Origin of the sequence: Hydrogenovibrio kuenenii DSM 12350 (assembly GCF_000526715.1) — a bacterium.
GTDB classification, from domain to species: domain Bacteria; phylum Pseudomonadota; class Gammaproteobacteria; order Thiomicrospirales; family Thiomicrospiraceae; genus Hydrogenovibrio; species Hydrogenovibrio kuenenii.
Map to the genome: position 1 here is coordinate 894,227 of NZ_JAGP01000001.1, position 15,038 is coordinate 909,264.

At 39.9% G+C, this 15,038-nt stretch carries 14 protein-coding genes and 2 tRNA genes; 7 read left to right on the plus strand and 9 right to left on the minus strand.

The window, feature by feature from the left end:
• The first annotated feature begins 82 nt into the window (after window positions 1-82).
• The 5 genes from N745_RS0104180 (at window position 83) to N745_RS0104200 (ending at window position 4,813) form a co-directional block, all read left to right on the plus strand.
• Window positions 83-169 (plus strand) — tRNA-Leu (locus N745_RS0104180).
• Window positions 170-186: 17 nt separating this feature from the next.
• Window positions 187-263, plus strand: a tRNA-Val gene (locus tag N745_RS0104185).
• 356 nt (window positions 264-619) lie between these two features.
• The gene (locus N745_RS0104190; RefSeq protein WP_024850881.1) at window positions 620-1,894 is read left to right on the plus strand and encodes an HNH endonuclease; all 1,275 of its coding nucleotides are present in this window, start codon (window positions 620-622) and stop codon (window positions 1,892-1,894) included.
• 535 nt (window positions 1,895-2,429) lie between these two features.
• Window positions 2,430-4,067, plus strand: a complete 1,638-nt coding sequence (locus tag N745_RS0104195) for a sensor domain-containing diguanylate cyclase (protein WP_024850882.1) — start codon at window positions 2,430-2,432, stop codon at window positions 4,065-4,067.
• A 125-nt stretch (window positions 4,068-4,192) separates the two neighbouring features.
• On the plus strand, window positions 4,193-4,813 hold the full coding sequence (locus N745_RS0104200; protein WP_024850883.1) for a DedA family protein: 621 nt from the start codon (window positions 4,193-4,195) through the stop codon (window positions 4,811-4,813).
• 7 nt (window positions 4,814-4,820) lie between these two features.
• Here N745_RS0104200 and N745_RS0104205 read toward each other — a convergent pair whose 3' ends face one another.
• The 3 genes from N745_RS0104205 to N745_RS0104215 all read right to left on the minus strand — a co-directional run bounded on the left by N745_RS0104205 (window position 4,821) and on the right by N745_RS0104215 (window position 8,496).
• Window positions 4,821-6,035, minus strand: coding sequence for a GNAT family N-acetyltransferase (locus tag N745_RS0104205; protein WP_024850884.1), 1,215 nt, complete (start codon window positions 6,033-6,035; stop codon window positions 4,821-4,823).
• A complete protein-coding gene (locus N745_RS0104210; protein WP_024850885.1) occupies window positions 6,016-7,290 on the minus strand; it encodes a DUF3419 family protein in 1,275 nt (424 codons plus the stop codon). The genes N745_RS0104205 and N745_RS0104210 overlap by 20 nt, the downstream gene beginning before the upstream one ends.
• Window positions 7,291-7,464: 174 nt before the next feature.
• Complete coding sequence (locus N745_RS0104215; protein WP_051453373.1) at window positions 7,465-8,496, minus strand: glycosyltransferase family 4 protein; 1,032 nt, start codon at window positions 8,494-8,496, stop codon at window positions 7,465-7,467.
• 187 nt (window positions 8,497-8,683) lie between these two features.
• Here N745_RS0104215 and N745_RS0104220 point away from each other — a divergent pair, with 187 nt between their 5' ends.
• Together N745_RS0104220 and N745_RS0104225 are read left to right on the plus strand one after the other, a co-directional pair.
• The gene (locus N745_RS0104220; protein ID WP_024850887.1) at window positions 8,684-9,592 is read left to right on the plus strand and encodes a UDP-2,3-diacylglucosamine diphosphatase; all 909 of its coding nucleotides are present in this window, start codon (window positions 8,684-8,686) and stop codon (window positions 9,590-9,592) included.
• 86 nt (window positions 9,593-9,678) lie between these two features.
• Window positions 9,679-10,065, plus strand: coding sequence for a hypothetical protein (locus tag N745_RS0104225; protein WP_024850888.1), 387 nt, complete (start codon window positions 9,679-9,681; stop codon window positions 10,063-10,065).
• Here N745_RS0104225 and N745_RS0104230 read toward each other — a convergent pair.
• The 6 genes from N745_RS0104230 to N745_RS0104260 form a co-directional block, all read right to left on the minus strand.
• Window positions 10,062-10,805 (minus strand): UDP-2,3-diacylglucosamine diphosphatase, encoded by a 744-nt coding sequence (locus tag N745_RS0104230; protein ID WP_024850889.1) that lies wholly within the window; start codon window positions 10,803-10,805, stop codon window positions 10,062-10,064. The two genes, N745_RS0104225 and N745_RS0104230, sit on opposite strands and share 4 nt — an antisense overlap.
• 246 nt (window positions 10,806-11,051) lie before the next feature.
• Window positions 11,052-11,504, minus strand: a complete 453-nt coding sequence (locus tag N745_RS11680; protein WP_038070612.1) for a cytochrome c — start codon at window positions 11,502-11,504, stop codon at window positions 11,052-11,054.
• Between the two features lie 123 nt (window positions 11,505-11,627).
• Window positions 11,628-12,584: a diguanylate cyclase gene (locus N745_RS0104240; protein ID WP_024850891.1), complete on the minus strand. Its 957-nt coding sequence runs from the start codon at window positions 12,582-12,584 to the stop codon at window positions 11,628-11,630.
• A 429-nt stretch (window positions 12,585-13,013) separates the two neighbouring features.
• Window positions 13,014-13,448: a hypothetical protein gene (locus N745_RS0104250; RefSeq protein ID WP_024850893.1), complete on the minus strand. Its 435-nt coding sequence runs from the start codon at window positions 13,446-13,448 to the stop codon at window positions 13,014-13,016.
• 247 nt (window positions 13,449-13,695) lie between these two features.
• Window positions 13,696-14,202: a peptidylprolyl isomerase gene (locus N745_RS0104255; RefSeq protein WP_024850894.1), complete on the minus strand. Its 507-nt coding sequence runs from the start codon at window positions 14,200-14,202 to the stop codon at window positions 13,696-13,698.
• Between the two features lie 133 nt (window positions 14,203-14,335).
• Window positions 14,336-14,890 (minus strand): peptidylprolyl isomerase, encoded by a 555-nt coding sequence (locus N745_RS0104260; RefSeq protein ID WP_084657390.1) that lies wholly within the window; start codon window positions 14,888-14,890, stop codon window positions 14,336-14,338.
• Window positions 14,891-15,038 lie beyond the last annotated feature (148 nt).

Below are 15,038 nucleotides of genomic sequence, written 5' to 3' on the forward strand. Positions count from 1 at the left end.
TCCCATCAAAACCCGAATAGAACGCTAATAATCGTTTGACTTCGGGTCTTATACTCTCTATAATTCGCTCCATTCTTTACATGCCAGTGTGATGAAATTGGTAGACATGTCGGATTCAAAATCCGATGGTGGTGACACCGTGGCGGTTCGAGTCCGCCCACTGGTACCATTATTTTTCCCCTCTATACGACCGTAGCTCAGTTGGTTAGAGCACCACCTTGACATGGTGGGGGTCGGTGGTTCGAATCCACTCGGTCGTACCAATTTTTTTCCTTAAAAATCAATAAATTACTTTATTTTTCCTGTAGTTTTTAATTAACTAAAAAATTTGCGAGGAAACCTATAGGAAATTTATTAGTATAAAGTATTCAATGTTATACTCTGGTTTAATATTTGTAACCAATTGATTTTAAAGTATTATTTTTTTTAGCATTCAAGTTTAAACTTCACCATATCTCTTAAAAGAATGGGGTCACTGCCCTAATTATCTTTATATATCAATATCTTGTTCGAATAGGAAATGGAGTAATTTTGTCCATATAGTATTGGCGATCTGAACGATTTCATATATAAGTAATGCTTTGAGGATTGTTAATATCTTTCTTGCCGGGAGTTTTGAATGAAAAATATCGAATTTTACTTTAAATTTGGTGGTAATGAGACATTTAGACTATTTCTTCCTATGAGTGTTGTCGAAGAGTTTCTTCAATGCTTTGAGATGGAAGTTGTTAGTAGCGATCATAAAGAGTATTCAGTTCAAAGTTTCCAAAAGGCATCAGTAGGTATAAAAACAAAGCTTAGTAGCTTCGTTAATCAATATTCGAATGTTAGACCTGAATTAAATCGATTAAATACTCAAGTAAAAAACCTTTCTGATAATCAATATTTTGTACTTTTACCCTCCGAACCTAATGGATCAAAACTAAAATTATATTTTGAGATTTACTTAGATTATCTGAATAAAGGATACGATAAAGAAGAAGCCCTGATTCTTGTAGAGAAAGAAGTGTCTAGAATGTGGGACGGAAAGAAAGTTTTACAAAAGTATGATTTTTACATACCTAGAACTGATAAAAGAGTTGTGCTTGGAAATAGAAATAAAGATGCTAGGTGCTGCAGGTTTTGCAAAAAAGGTTTAAGCGAAGGTGTTATGTTTACAAAAATAGCACATGCTATTCCAGAAGCATTAGGAAATAAGACGTTAATTTTGGGTGATGAATGCGATGAATGCAATCGCTATTTTGGCGATGAAATAGAACCTGCATTAGTTCAATATTTAGATTTATATAGAGCTACTAATGGCATAAAAGGAAAAAAAGGACACCCTAAAGTAGTATTTGATAATTGTCATATTCAGTATACAGAGAATGGAACATTTATTATTGTTAATGATGAGACTGCTTTAAAAAAGGCTGGAGATGAGTTTACACTGGTCTTAAAAAAACAACAAAATATCTCTCCAAAAAAAATATATAAAGCACTTTGTAAAATTACATTATCAACTCTTCATGAAGAGGATATTTCTAGTCTGACAGATACTGTCCGTTGGCTTAGGTTTAATGAGTTTAGCTTTGCTACTTTACCTAAAATTATGATTGGCGTTACTGAGAATGAGTTTTTTGAAGAGCCAAGAATTACAAATTATATAAGAATAGAAGAATGTTGCGATTTGCCTTTCATAGCTTCTGAATTAAGAGTGGGTAGTTTGATATTTTTATATATGATTCCGTTTAGCGATAGGGATGTAAACAGTTTTTCAGATGATGAAGAATATCAAGTTTTTTTAGATGTATTTGACTCATTAAATCGTCTTGATGGAAAGTTTCTTAGTTTCGTAGAAATTACAGAAGAATACAATATCAAAGAACGTGTTTTGAACCTTAAGAAGAGATAAAAAGATTAAAAATGAATTCTCGTTGGAGACGTTTGCGAATCTCCACTAATTTCACGGCACTATTTAGCCATTTTAGTGGTATCGAGGAAACGTATAGGAAACCAAATACAACACAAATTTAAACAAATAGACACTTGTTTAAACAATTTAAAACAAACATTGAAGTGTGTAACCTGTTGAATATTCGTGTTTATTTGTTTTAAATCGTTTTAATGTGTTTCTAACTGTTTGATTCTGTTTTTCTTTTTTGTACGTTGACATGGTGGGGGTCGGTGGTTCGAATCCACTCGGTCGTACCAATTAAATCAATCATTTTCACAACTCTCTTTTAAGCTTTTCAAACGAATCGAGAAAAAACGGTTTGAGATCAATTTAAAGAAAACTAAGATTCGCGAATCTCCTGAGCGCACCTCTACTTTAAGCATTCTAAGTTGCAAAAGAACTATATCGCCTTGCTATTTATTTGGTGCAATTAGCTTTTTTTCTGCGATTGGTATTATTCAGTATAATAAATTTATAAGACTTAAATTTATTGATGGATATGATGAAAACTTCACCTGCTGTGCCGACAAAACTTTTCCTAATGAAGCAATTTGCTGTTATTTATGCTTTGTTGTTGGCTATGATGCTGACCCTTATTGTTGGTTGGTATTTGTTTTCGGTTGAGCAAGAGTATAAAAGCCAAAAACAGAAAGAGCATTTATTGCTGCATGTGCATAAAAAAGCTGTTGTAGATGAATATCGATCTGTTTTATCAGATCTAATTAATTTAGCCTCTTTGCCTGTTCATATAGATAAAGGATCTTCGCCATTTAATTTCAAACATGTAAAACCAGAATTGGCGAAAACCTATATAAGCTATGCAAAAACACGCGGTCGATACGATCAAATTCGTTATTTGGATACTCAAGGGCATGAGCGTGTGCGAGTTAATGACTACGATGGGAACCCTCAAGTTGTGCCCGACTCTGAATTACAGAACAAGTCTTCCCGGTATTATGTCAAAACCATGTCGCATCTTAAGCCAAATCAAATCTATATTTCTAAGCTAGACTTAAATATTGAGCATGGAAAAATTGAGCAGCCACCGAAACCTGTTATACGGATGGGGATCGGTCTCTATGACAAAAATGGGAAAGAGCAAGGCATGGTTATATTGAACTATTTGGGGAATTGGTTGTTTGATTCTATGAAAAATAGTCATCGCGTTTATGAACAGCTATCGTTTTTATACTTGGTTGACCAAGATGGTTATTGGCTGAAAGGACCAAGTCAAGATAAAGAATTTGGTTTTATGTATCCTAACAAGCAGAACCATACTTTGGCTAATGAATCCCCAAAACTTTGGCAGGCAATTCAACACGAACCTGAGGGACAGGTGTTGACGGATAAAGGGCTGTATAGTTATACAGTTTTAAATCCGTTAAATCCAAAATTTACTTCACCCAGGGGACGTTACAATTTTGCGGATAAGCAATTTATCAGTGATGATAGTAAGCAATATGAATGGGTGTTGATCTCTTTTTTGCCTAAAAACAGATTTTCGGTCATAACGAATATGCAATTGAAAAGAGGGCTTGCTTACGTTGCAATGGCAATGACAATGATGGCATTTTTAGCCTTTATACTCGCCGGTTATCGTGTAGACCAGACTTATCTGCGCAATAGAATCAAACATATGGCATACCATGATGAATTGACTGGGTTGTTGAATCGACATTCTTTGACCAGTAAGGAAAGTAAGGTTTTCTTTAAACAGACAGAAGATCAGCGGCCCTATGCTGTTTTCTTTTTGGATTTAGACGGGTTTAAGCCGATTAACGATAAGCACGGTCATCATGTAGGCGATGAAGTACTAAAAATTGTAGCGAAAAGAATTGTGGGTAGTGTTCGTTCTGAAGACGTTGTGGTTCGCGTTGGTGGTGATGAGTTTGCCGTGATAGCTTGCGATACAATGGCTAAAGTAGGAGCTGAGCATTTAGCTCAGAAACTCATAGAGAAAATTGGGGAAACAATCCACGTAGGGGATAAGCAACTTCAAGTGGGTGCCAGTATCGGTATTGCGTGTTATTCTGAAACTTGCTCAGAAATTAATCAATTAATTGATGCGGCAGATCATGCAATGTACCATGCAAAAAAAGCAGGAAAAGGACAGTATTTCTTTGCAACTTAATGTCGTTAAGAGTTTACTGTTGTTTTCATGTTTTGCTGCTAGCTTAACAAGTTAAAGATATGGTCATAATTATTTCAAAAATAACTGTTATCTTATGCCTTTTATAGGCTGATGAGTTTTTTGAAATGTCGCTGGATGCATTGATTTCACACTATGGCTATTGGGCCATTCTGATAGGTACTTTTTTTGAAGGGGAAACCATTCTTGTTTTGGGTGGTTTAGCGGCACATAGTGGTTATCTGAGTTTACCCTGGTTGATAACAATAGCGTTTATCGGCTCCTTAAGCGGAGACCAGTTGTATTTTTATATCGGTCGAGCAAAGGGCATGGACTTTATCGAAAAACGTCCACGTTGGCATAAGCCTGCAAAAAAAGTATTTGATCTGTTGCACCGTCACCAAACCCCGTTAATTTTAGGGTTCCGATTTCTCTATGGTTTAAGAAGTGTGACGCCATTTGCGATAGGTGCGAGTGGTATTTCACCTATCCGTTTTTTGATTTTAAATGTTATTGGCGCTTTGGTTTGGGCGATTACCGTTGGCGTGCTTGGTTACATGTTTGGTCAGGTGTTTGAAAGCGTGATGGGCGAAATCAAACACTATGAAATCTGGTTTTTAGTTGCACTTGCCGTATTGGCGATAGTGGCTTGGCTAGCGCGTTATATTTGGACGGGAAAACAGGCCAAACGAGAGGCTGAAATGGTTGCCATAGAAGATCAAGTGACAGAAAACGAACTAAATAAATAAAGTATCTTTAAATCTGATGCTGTTCAAACATTTGCGGTGCGTAACGGTTAACCAAGCTTGAAAAGTTTTTGTGAATAATACGGCGATGCCAAGGCAAATGATGGCAATAAAAAGCGGTATATTCCAAAGTTGGTTCACCACCGCGAGCACGTTTAAAACTCCCCGCACCAGAACTCAAATTCATCGGTTGTTTGCGCTCATAAGTTAGACGCAGTAAAACAGCCATCAAAAGTCGATAAAGTCCCAATTCCTGCGGTAAGCTGGTGTCGTAGCCGACAATAGGTGTGGTGATGGTGTTTTGCTGGGTGAATAGTCCAATTGAAGCCACGATGCGACCCGTTTCATCGGTAAAACTATGGAATTCGACTAACGCATTATCATGTAATGCTTTCAAAAAACTTTCAGTAAACTGAGGGTTGTAGCGAGAGTGCTTTTCAATAAACAGTTGATTAAAGCATTGTTGAATCTCAGCAAAATGATGCGTTTCTAGCGCTTCTGGCTTTAACCATTTAAGCGTTGTTTTTCCTGCCTCAACTTTTCTTAATAGTGACTGGTCTTTTTTGGTGTGATTGCGTTTCCACCACGTTTGATTCGTGTCGAATAAATAGACTTGTCTTGCAGGGATTAACAACCAACCTTGATCGGATAGGGTTTGCATTAGTTCAGCGTTATGTTCGGCATTGAGTGAGCGAATGCTTAAAGAGTGAGAAGGGTATTCTCGGATTAGCTTTTGAGTAGTTTTCTGCAGTTCATACGGATTGAATTTTGGTAAGAGATTGGTTGATACCAGCCAGTTGTTTACCGAGATAGTACGATTTATCTGGCCAAGCTTTAAAAATCTGCCAGCCAGGGTCATACTTGCAGAAAGCAACTTTTCCAATAAAGGGCGTTTCAATAAGCCCAATTCATCCTTGGCATAGCTGATATAAGCGGTATAAGGCGAGCAGACGTAGCTGTTTTCATATTCAGCACTGTTGATGCTCATAGGTAAAGTCGTATTGCCAATACTGACTGTTCTATATAAGGTTTCAATATTGTTTATGACAGGCTGCTGGGAAGTGTTTGCATTATGAATGAGTTCAACAAACTTTTCAGCCTGCAGGTTAGAAAGTTGTTCTAGTAAAGATGCGTCGTGATAATGACTAGAGCTAACCTTGTTGGAGGTTAACTCTATATCGTATTTATCATTTAGTACGGGGTGTTTACTGGTGATAGTAGACATGAACACCGCCGTAGATAGCTGAACGGTCTTTCAATGTCCAAGCACGGTTTTCTTCAACATCGGTTTTCCAAGGATCAAGAATTTGTGTAGGCAACTTATCTTCCAGAGGAGAGGTTTCCCCAGCGGTTCTAAACACCACTCGCGCACCCGGCATTGCCGTACGATTCACTTCTTGCCAAAGTTCAGTCAGTTGAGCTTCATCCATCCAATCTTGTGCATCAAGGAACAGATATGCGTTCAAGCTGTTGTCCGGCATCGCCTTTAAACGATCCGTCATTGATTGATGGAATACTTCCACTTTATCTAAATTTTGTTGCAGTGTGGCGTAATGCTCGGCCATTAAATATCTTGGTACGGCAAGGCGGCGTTTGACATCATAGCTACGGTTAAAAGCTTGCCATGCGAAATAGTTGGTTTCTAATGGAAAGTCACAGGCTAGGCGTCGTGCACGCTCTTTCATTAACTCGTGCATACCCAATTTCATTTGTTTAGATTCTTTATCCATTTCATCAAACTGAGCGGGAGGGATGCCCAAGCTATACATAACCACCGAACGGCTGCATAAGAACTTTAATAAGCGTGTGTCGAAAACGGGCGCGACATGCTCGTTAAAGAGGGACTGTTGTTCTTCTTGCGTACGTGCAAGCATGACTTTGCTGATGTCATAACCATAAAGTTTACATACCCAGTGTATTGCCCCGATAAAGCGTCCAAGAAGACCATGGCGATAAAAACCATCAGTGAAATAATGAATGCGAGGTTTAGACCAGAAGTTTTCTTTGCTCTCCCAATACTGGCGTGTTTTTTCATCTAGATGCTGAGACAGTTTTCCGTAGTAGGTGTCTAAATTTTTAGTGAGGTTCGCTCGACCAAATAAGTCAAAGAAAGCTTCTTTTTCCAAATGCTTGATGGCCGCTAACTTTAGGTTAATCAAAGCAATGTGTGCTTCGTTTAAATCAACCACAGTGATGGACTCAGGTTTAACAGTTAGATAATTTAATGCATTACAACCGCCAGACGAGATGGTGAAAACATGAGACTGCTCATTTAAATCTAGCGCTTGAATATCAACTTCAGGATCTTCCCAAATTTGAGGGTAAACCAAACGATCAAACCATTTAGTGAATAGACGGTCTAGCAGCCCCTTACGGCTGAAAATGGAGGTGTTATTGACAGCGGATTTTAATAACTCTTTCGTCTCAGGGGTTTGCTCGTTGTTGCGATCTGTTTCTAAAGTCGGATTGACTAGGGTCATGGCTTTGTCTTCATCTAAATTGCATTAGACAATAACTTAACCGTCAAATGTGAAGAAACCATGAACAAAACAAAGCAGTTATATGACGAATTTGTGATGGGTATATGACAGGCCACCTATTACATACTTGATGGCCAATATTGCGCGGTAGTGCTCAGTTAGATGGAGGCTGTTTTACAGGACATTATTCCAATCAATATAACTAAGATGGCTAAGGAATTGATCTGCCGCTTCATTCCAAGTTAGCCCGGAAATTGATTCAGAAACTTGGCTGCGATCTAGTGTTAAACACTTATTCACAGCGACTTTTAAATCCTCATCCATCCAACCATTGAGGCCTTGAGTAATAATGTCTTTCGGTCCTGTGACAGGGAAGGCCGCCACCGGTAAACCACAAGCAATAGCCTCGATATTCACCACACCGTAAGTGTCCGTCAAGGAAGGGAAAACAAAAACATCTGCACTGGCATAGTAAGCTGCGAGTTCTTTACCGAATTTCGCGCCAACAAAAACAGCATCGGGATAACGTTCTTGCAACTCTTCTTGCGATGGGCCTTTACCAACGACGACTTTTGTGCCGGGTAAATCCATATCCAAAAATGCCTCTAAATTTTTCTCTGGTGCGACTCGACCAACAGATAAATAAATCGGGCGAGGTAGGTCTAAGTCAATCTTACGCTCTGGATTGAAGGTCTCAGTATCGACACCTCGCGTTACCACTGTTAGAGATTTAAAACCATGTTCTTTGAGTTCTTGTAAAGTTGAATCAGAAGGAACATAGGTCATTTTCCCTCTGTTATGAAAGCGTCTTAACAGCGCATAAACCCAGCTTGCAGGAATAGGTAATCTTTGGTGAATATATTCTGGATATTTAGTGTGGTAGCCCGTGGTAAAAGGCAATTTATATTTTAGGCAGATGTTGCGTGCGCGCCAGCCCAAACCGCCTTCGGTAGCGATGTGAATCGCATCGGGTAAAAAGTCGAGTAGTCGTTGTTCTAGATTTTCAGCAGACCAGACAACGGGAATTTCCGGGTAGGTCGGCATGGGAAAATGTTTGTAGTCATTAGGCTGAAAGACCTCAACGGTAATCTCTTTTGCTTCAAGCTCTTTGACCATTTGAGTGAGGGTGGTGACGACACCGTTAACCTGTGGTGTCCAAGCATCGGTGATTAAGGCAAACTTACGAATGGGGGATTCAACCTGCATGTTTATGATTCTTTTTCTGTTGTAAATGAGTTGGTAGATAAGTTAGACGAAAAAAAAGTGTTTGAAATGAAACATTTGTGAAACAAAACCTAGAAGTGCTTCGCTTGTCATCTAACCGACACGTAACTGTGATTTAAATGAAACTTTCTCTGGTTAGACTGACGAAAATAATTGAGGAAGTGTGGATATGCAAGACCAACAAAAGCTCGATACTATGCCTGATTGGATGGCTTCTATTGCCAATGATGATTTGATTGTTGCGGAAAACACCCATCAACATCAGCACTACAAGTCTATTTTTATTTCGGATGTCCATCTCGGTTCTAAAGGGGCTAAAGCCCAATTTTTAGCAGATTTTCTTAAATACAATCACTGCGACAACCTTTATTTGGTGGGCGATATTATTGACGGTTGGCGTTTGAGAAAACGTATCTTTTGGCCACAAGAACACACCAACGTGATTCGTCGTATTTTGACGAAAGCCAAGCGTGGCACCAAAGTGGTTTTTGTCACAGGCAACCATGATGAATTTTTACGTCGCTATTCCGGTATCGATTTCGGTAATATTCTATTAACGGATCAAACCGAACATATTTGTGTAAATGGTGACCGTTTGCTCGTGGTTCATGGCGACAAATATGACAGCGTTGTACAAACGCGTAAGTGGCTGGCAGTATTGGGTGACTGGGGTTATGAGACGTTGGTGCGATTCAACACGCATTTCAATAAAGTCCGTCAGTTGTTCGGTATGCGTTATTGGTCACTATCTTCGTATGTTAAGCAAAAGGTTAAGTCGGCAGTATCCTTTATTACCGCTTATGAAGAAGCCGTGGTGAAAGACTGTCAATTGCATGGTTATCGTGGCGTAGTTTGTGGGCATATTCATCATCCTGAAATTCGTGATATAGATGGCATAGATTATTACAACTGTGGTGATTGGGTAGAAAGTTGCACGGCTATCGTTGAAACAACGGATGGCAAAATGAAGTTGCTACGTTGGGTGGATATTGATCACGTTACTCAGAAGGCATTCTCTTCTCAAGCAAATGATAAAGCCGAAGAAAAGGCTGAAGATGAGAAAAGCATTTCGGTTTAGTCTTTCATAAACTATTCTGTTTTCTTTGGATTTATGGCAGCTTTTCAGTATGATGCTCTCATCTTTTAAGAGCTAGAGTGTATTTTATGAAACTCCATTGCGCGCAATTGGCCGGAGAAACGGATGTTTTGCTTTCCTCTTCAGAACAAACGGAATATCTTGCATCACTACTCAATAAACTGAAATCCTGCATCACCTATCAGTTAGCAGAAATGGACAAATCCAAGCTTGAAGCTGAGATGGTTCAAGACATGTCGCATATCAGCCAAGCCGCAGTTTACGCGGGCAATTTGACTGTAGATAATATCGACTGGGTTAAAGACAATCTATTCCGCTGTGATTACTCGTACGATTGGCAAATCGGCTGGACTTGTTCCGGTACGCAAGAAGAAGGGCGGGTAAATGAGAAGGTTCGGTTCTCTCTAGAACCAGATGGCAGTTTGAAGTTTAAATTTTTAAAGCTGGAGTTTTAATCAAGATAAACCCACTCAATCAACGGTTGAGTATCAGGTTGCTCGCTGATTTTAACTAGCTGCGTTTGCGGACGCCAATCGCCCAATGTCCAACGGTGCTTCATTTCACCATTCACTTCAAAAGATTGCTCGCCAGGGCGATGTGTATGTCCGTGAATCAAGTGGTTGCAAGTAGGGTAGCGTGACATCATTGCCGCAATCGCTTGTTGGTTCACATCCATAATATTTTCCGCTTTGTTTTGGCTATATTGCTGAGATTTCTTTCGCATGCCTTCGCCAATGGATAGGCGTTTGGATTTCGGTAAATGCAAAAACAGCCATTGAATGATTGGGTTGCGAAACCAACGTCGCATTTTTTGGTATTCATGGTCATCAGTGCACAAGCTGTCGCCATGACTGAGCAGTATTTGCTCACTATAAAAATCTACCAGGCTGGGGTCGGCTAATGGTTGTATGCCTGTTGCTTGCCAAAAGGCGGATTTCATTAAAAAATCACGGTTGCCAAACATCAAGTAAACGCGAGTACCTTTTTTAACCAAGTCTGAAAGCAGTTGTATCGCTTTTGGATAGGTTTCCAGCCCAATATCATCACCCACCCACATTTCAAAAATATCGCCAATTAAATACAAAGCTTCGGCTTGTGGTGCGTCTTCTTGCAGAAAACGATAAAACGCCTGATTGATCGGATGATTCTCGTCCGGTTGTAAATGAATATCAGCAGTAATGAGAGAAAAGGGCATCGAAGTGTTTTAATTTAATAAGTTCTAGGCATTCTAACTTGAACCACGAGAAAAGTTAAGGTGAAGCTTCTAAATGGCTTTGCCCCCTTTATTGTTACAGGTGCGTAACAATCTTTTGTTTAATTTCGGTCACTTCATTCTCCTTTGACGGCTAACGTTTGAGTGTAGGGTGCTGAGCGCTTCAGCGCGAAGCGTCCAAACGAGCGATTTGTCAGGGACTTTTGTGGTGATGAAGCAGTTCAAGGGTCATCGCGTGCGATAACTATAATGGCATGCTACGCATGAGCTGGTTATTTTCTGAAGGGCACTATATGCACTCTTTATGTCACCTTGTTTAGCAATTTTCGAAAACTCTGATGCCGCATCATGCATACCCCATCCCAATTTTCGCATTTCAAGGGGCATAAACCTGCCTGGCCCCATACCGGTGCCGCGGTGTTTCCCCATTGAAGTTCTGCCCATTCTGGTTTCTGCAACATCTGCTGCGGCATCAAGCTTGTTTTCAGCTAGGTAACCAATGATTTCGTTCAAGGCAGATAGGTGGTCCAACATGTCTTTACGCATAAATTCGCGTGCTTGATCAGGCATTGATACTAATTGACGGAGATCTCCACCAGAAGGTGTTATTTCCTCGCTGTATGCAGGTTGAACCGCAAATAAAAGTACTGACGTAGATAGTAAAAATATTATTCTATTCATGAGAATGCTCTCTATTGAAAATATAATTATCGTTAATACTGTATGTTTAAATCAGGAAACCCCTAACGTTTGGCATAAGAGGCGGCGTTTTTTGCCGTCGGCCTTAATGACGTTGTTCCCCGATCAGTGAGACTCGTTTATTTCTCCGGAAATTGCGCTCAGATGACCCTCTCCAGCATTCTGCATGGGCGCCATAGTAGAATCCCATATACAACTACAATTGCGCCCGGCCTTCTTGGCTGCATACAATGCAGTATCCGCACGATTAATCGACTCCTCAACGTTTAAGCTCGGATCAAGTGTCGCGATCCCGAACGAGGCTGTGACCACAATGGATTTTGTTTCACCTCCTTCGATGGTAATTTCAGGCATTCCATTACGTAAGCGCTCAATTAGTTCCTTTACGCTCTGTTGACCATTACCAGGAAAGGACAGTAGAAATTCCTCGCCTCCATAACGGTATATTCTGTCGTACTTTCTCAGGTTTTTTCTGATGTAATTGACCCAAGCCACGAGTACCTGATCGCCAGCAGCATGGCCATAGGTATCATTGACCTTCTTAAAATAATCCAGATCCATGATCGCAATACTACTGTCCTGAATACCGCGCTTGCTCAACTCATTTAGCTCGCGCAAGCGGGAAAGCATGTTGAAACGGTTCTCAGCACCCGTCAATGGATCGCGAGTATTGAGTGATTCCTCGATTTCATGCTTGAACGAATAAATCTCCAGACGCAGACGCTCTGTAGCACTCACAAAGTTGTCATAGTCCAGTGGATTAACTGACCCTTTACTTGCAGATTCAAGAAGCAACTGCGCCGTAACTTGGTGCATACGACGATGTTCGGTTCCAATCGCCTTGAATGCAGGGTGTTCGAGAAATGCTTGCGGCGGAGCACCGTAATACCACTGCCCGAAGCGGCAATGGTGATGGGCATCATCAGCGATGTCTCGGTTGTCGTAGGGCAATCGACAGATCATCGAACGGATGAGATCTTTGGACCACTGGTCATGGTTGTAAATAGCCTGGTTCAGTTGCTGTAATGTATCTTGTAATTCTTGTTTGCTAACAGAATGCATAGATGTCCCTCCAATGACAGCAACTATAATTATAATATCTTAACTTAATATATTACGTACGATGATAAATTCTAAAATTAGAATTTCTTACTATAAATTTAGTGATTTAATTTTATATATTTTTATTTATTAATTAACAACTTAAAAAGTTTTTATTAAGAGATGATTCTCAAGAAAAAGCTTATTAAAAAGGGCTTTGACCCCTTTATTTTGGTAAATGCAAAAACAGCCATTGAATGATTGGGTTACGAAACCAACGATGCATTTTTTGGTATTCATGGTCATCCGTACACAAGCTTCCGCTTGCGAGGCATCTTCTTGTAGAAAACGATAAAACGCCTGATTGATCGGATGATTCTCGTCGGGTTGTAAATGAATATCAGAGGTAATAAGAGAAAAGGGCATGAATGATTGTTTCAATTAATTGTTTTAAGAAAATATAAGTGCCAGTGCAGCGACAACAAGAGAGGCTAGTGCAGTAATCCACGGTGCAATACTTAAGATTTTATTAGCTCTTTCCTCGGCTGCTTTCGCAATCACAAAATCAAGAAGTTTTATGAGAATTTCTGACTCAAGAGGAGGCTTTTTATCATTTTCGTTTTCTTCCTCATTTTCATCTAACCACTGTTTAGCATATCGAATTTGCAAGGTATAGAAGGGGTCATCTGTTTTTTTCGATTTTTTATTTGATTTACGAAAAAGTCCCTTAAAGTCCTCCAGAACAATTTTTATTTCATTCACATCAATTGAAAGCGCTTTAGAAAGGTTAGTTGGCGTTCTCATTGACCAGTCAGTCATGGCTAAGTGAGTGACTAAAGCAATTAGTGTTTCTTGATGTTCTGAATATTTCGGATTTTGGCTCATAATTTTCCTTGGGGCTAAGTAAGGATAAATAATCATAGAGACTAAGCGGTTGAAGAAAATTAGGGTTAAGGCCTAGTGGTTTTTAGTTTACCTGAGCCCAATTTGTTTATTTATGTTCTAGGCATTCTAGCCTGAACCATTGGAAAAGTGAAAGTAGAAATAATGAATATCGAATTGAGAGTGAGAGTGAGAGAGGGGGAGGTTAAAAAGCACTCAGCGCGTTACTGAATGCTTTTGAGTGAAATGATTAATCGTCTTCTTTAACGATGGTTTTTTCGATTACAATATCTTCAACAGGTACGTCTTGGTGACCACGTCGACTAGTTGTTTCAACTTTTGCCATTGCGTCAAGTACATCCATACCTTCAATGATGTTTCCGAATACAGCATAACCCCAACCGTTAGTGTCTTTTGATCTGTGGTCAAGGAAAGCGTTATCCACAAGGTTCATAAAGAACTGAGTGGTTGCTGAGTTTGGATCCATGGTACGGGCATAAGAAAGAGCCCCACGAACGTTTTTCAAGCCATTGTCAGCTTCATTTTCAATAGGGTCACCAGCAGGTTTTTCTTCCATACCAGGGAGCATGCCGCCACCTTGCACCATAAAGCCAGGAATAATGCGGTGGAAGATGGTTCCGTTATAGAAACCTTCCATTGCGTAGTGAACAAAGTTCTCTGCGCCGATAGGTGCGTTTTCGTAGTCGACTTCGACAGTGATGTCGCCCATATTGGTTTTAAAGGTGACTTGAGTCATGCTGTTTTCCTTCTTAATTAAAATTAAATTCTAAAGATAAATAGGGGTGTTTCCGCTTTTTTCAAGCGGAAAGTTAAAATCTACCAGGCTGGGGGTGACTTCACTTGCTATTTAAAGCAGGTGAAGTAAGCAATTATTGTATTTGCGTTGCTTTAATAATCACTACTGGTTGAAGTGGTACATCGCCCATGCCGTTTTTAAAGCCTGTTTTGACTAGTCGAATGTGATTAACGACTTTCATGCCTTTGATAACGCGACCAAATACGGCATAGCCCCATGCACGAGCCGTTTTTTCACGGAAATCTAAAAAGGTGTTTTGCGCGACATTAATAAAAAACTGTGCGGTTGCAGAGTTAGGATCATTGGTTCTTGCCATTGCAACGGTGCCGATGCGGTTGCGTAAGCCATTGTCCGCTTCATTTGGGATTGGTGCATGAGTTGGCTTTTTTTGTAAATCTGGTGTGAATCCACCACCTTGAATCATAAAGCTTGGGATAACACGGTGAAAAATTGTGCCGTCGTAAAAGTGTTCATTCACATAGCGTAAAAAGTTGGCAACGCTTTTCGGAGCCTTGTCAGGGTAAAGCTCTAGCGTAATATCACCATAGTTGGTTTTAATAAGCACTTGTGGGTTGGCTTTTGTATTGTCCGTTGAGCTGGCGTTAGCATTTGAGAAGGGGGAGAACATTAACCCCAAGGTCGCTAGCACAAGTAAAGCTGAAAATAGGCTGGTTAATAAGAATCGTTTGTTAAGCAATGTTGTATTTTGGTTCATAAATTTTCTCACGGTGATTGTTCGCAAGTGAAGTCTTCGAGTTAGGTTATTGTGCATGAAA

Excerpts from the sequence above, each read along its gene's own strand:
- N745_RS0104260 (WP_084657390.1), bottom strand. The coding sequence starts at position 14,890 with ATGTTCTCCCCCTTCTCAAATGCTAACGCCAGCTCAACGGACAATACA.
- N745_RS0104195 (WP_024850882.1), top strand. The coding sequence starts at position 2,430 with ATGGATATGATGAAAACTTCACCTGCTGTGCCGACAAAACTTTTCCTA.
- N745_RS0104240 (WP_024850891.1), bottom strand. The coding sequence starts at position 12,584 with ATGCATTCTGTTAGCAAACAAGAATTACAAGATACATTACAGCAACTG.
- N745_RS0104230 (WP_024850889.1), bottom strand. The coding sequence starts at position 10,805 with ATGCCCTTTTCTCTCATTACTGCTGATATTCATTTACAACCGGACGAG.
- N745_RS0104190 (WP_024850881.1), top strand. The coding sequence starts at position 620 with ATGAAAAATATCGAATTTTACTTTAAATTTGGTGGTAATGAGACATTT.
- N745_RS0104250 (WP_024850893.1), bottom strand. The coding sequence starts at position 13,448 with ATGAGCCAAAATCCGAAATATTCAGAACATCAAGAAACACTAATTGCT.
- N745_RS0104210 (WP_024850885.1), bottom strand. The coding sequence starts at position 7,290 with ATGACCCTAGTCAATCCGACTTTAGAAACAGATCGCAACAACGAGCAA.
- N745_RS11680 (WP_038070612.1), bottom strand. The coding sequence starts at position 11,504 with ATGAATAGAATAATATTTTTACTATCTACGTCAGTACTTTTATTTGCG.
- N745_RS0104205 (WP_024850884.1), bottom strand. The coding sequence starts at position 6,035 with ATGTCTACTATCACCAGTAAACACCCCGTACTAAATGATAAATACGAT.
- N745_RS0104255 (WP_024850894.1), bottom strand. The coding sequence starts at position 14,202 with ATGACTCAAGTCACCTTTAAAACCAATATGGGCGACATCACTGTCGAA.
- N745_RS0104200 (WP_024850883.1), top strand. The coding sequence starts at position 4,193 with ATGTCGCTGGATGCATTGATTTCACACTATGGCTATTGGGCCATTCTG.
- N745_RS0104215 (WP_051453373.1), bottom strand. The coding sequence starts at position 8,496 with ATGCAGGTTGAATCCCCCATTCGTAAGTTTGCCTTAATCACCGATGCT.
- N745_RS0104220 (WP_024850887.1), top strand. The coding sequence starts at position 8,684 with ATGCAAGACCAACAAAAGCTCGATACTATGCCTGATTGGATGGCTTCT.
- N745_RS0104225 (WP_024850888.1), top strand. The coding sequence starts at position 9,679 with ATGAAACTCCATTGCGCGCAATTGGCCGGAGAAACGGATGTTTTGCTT.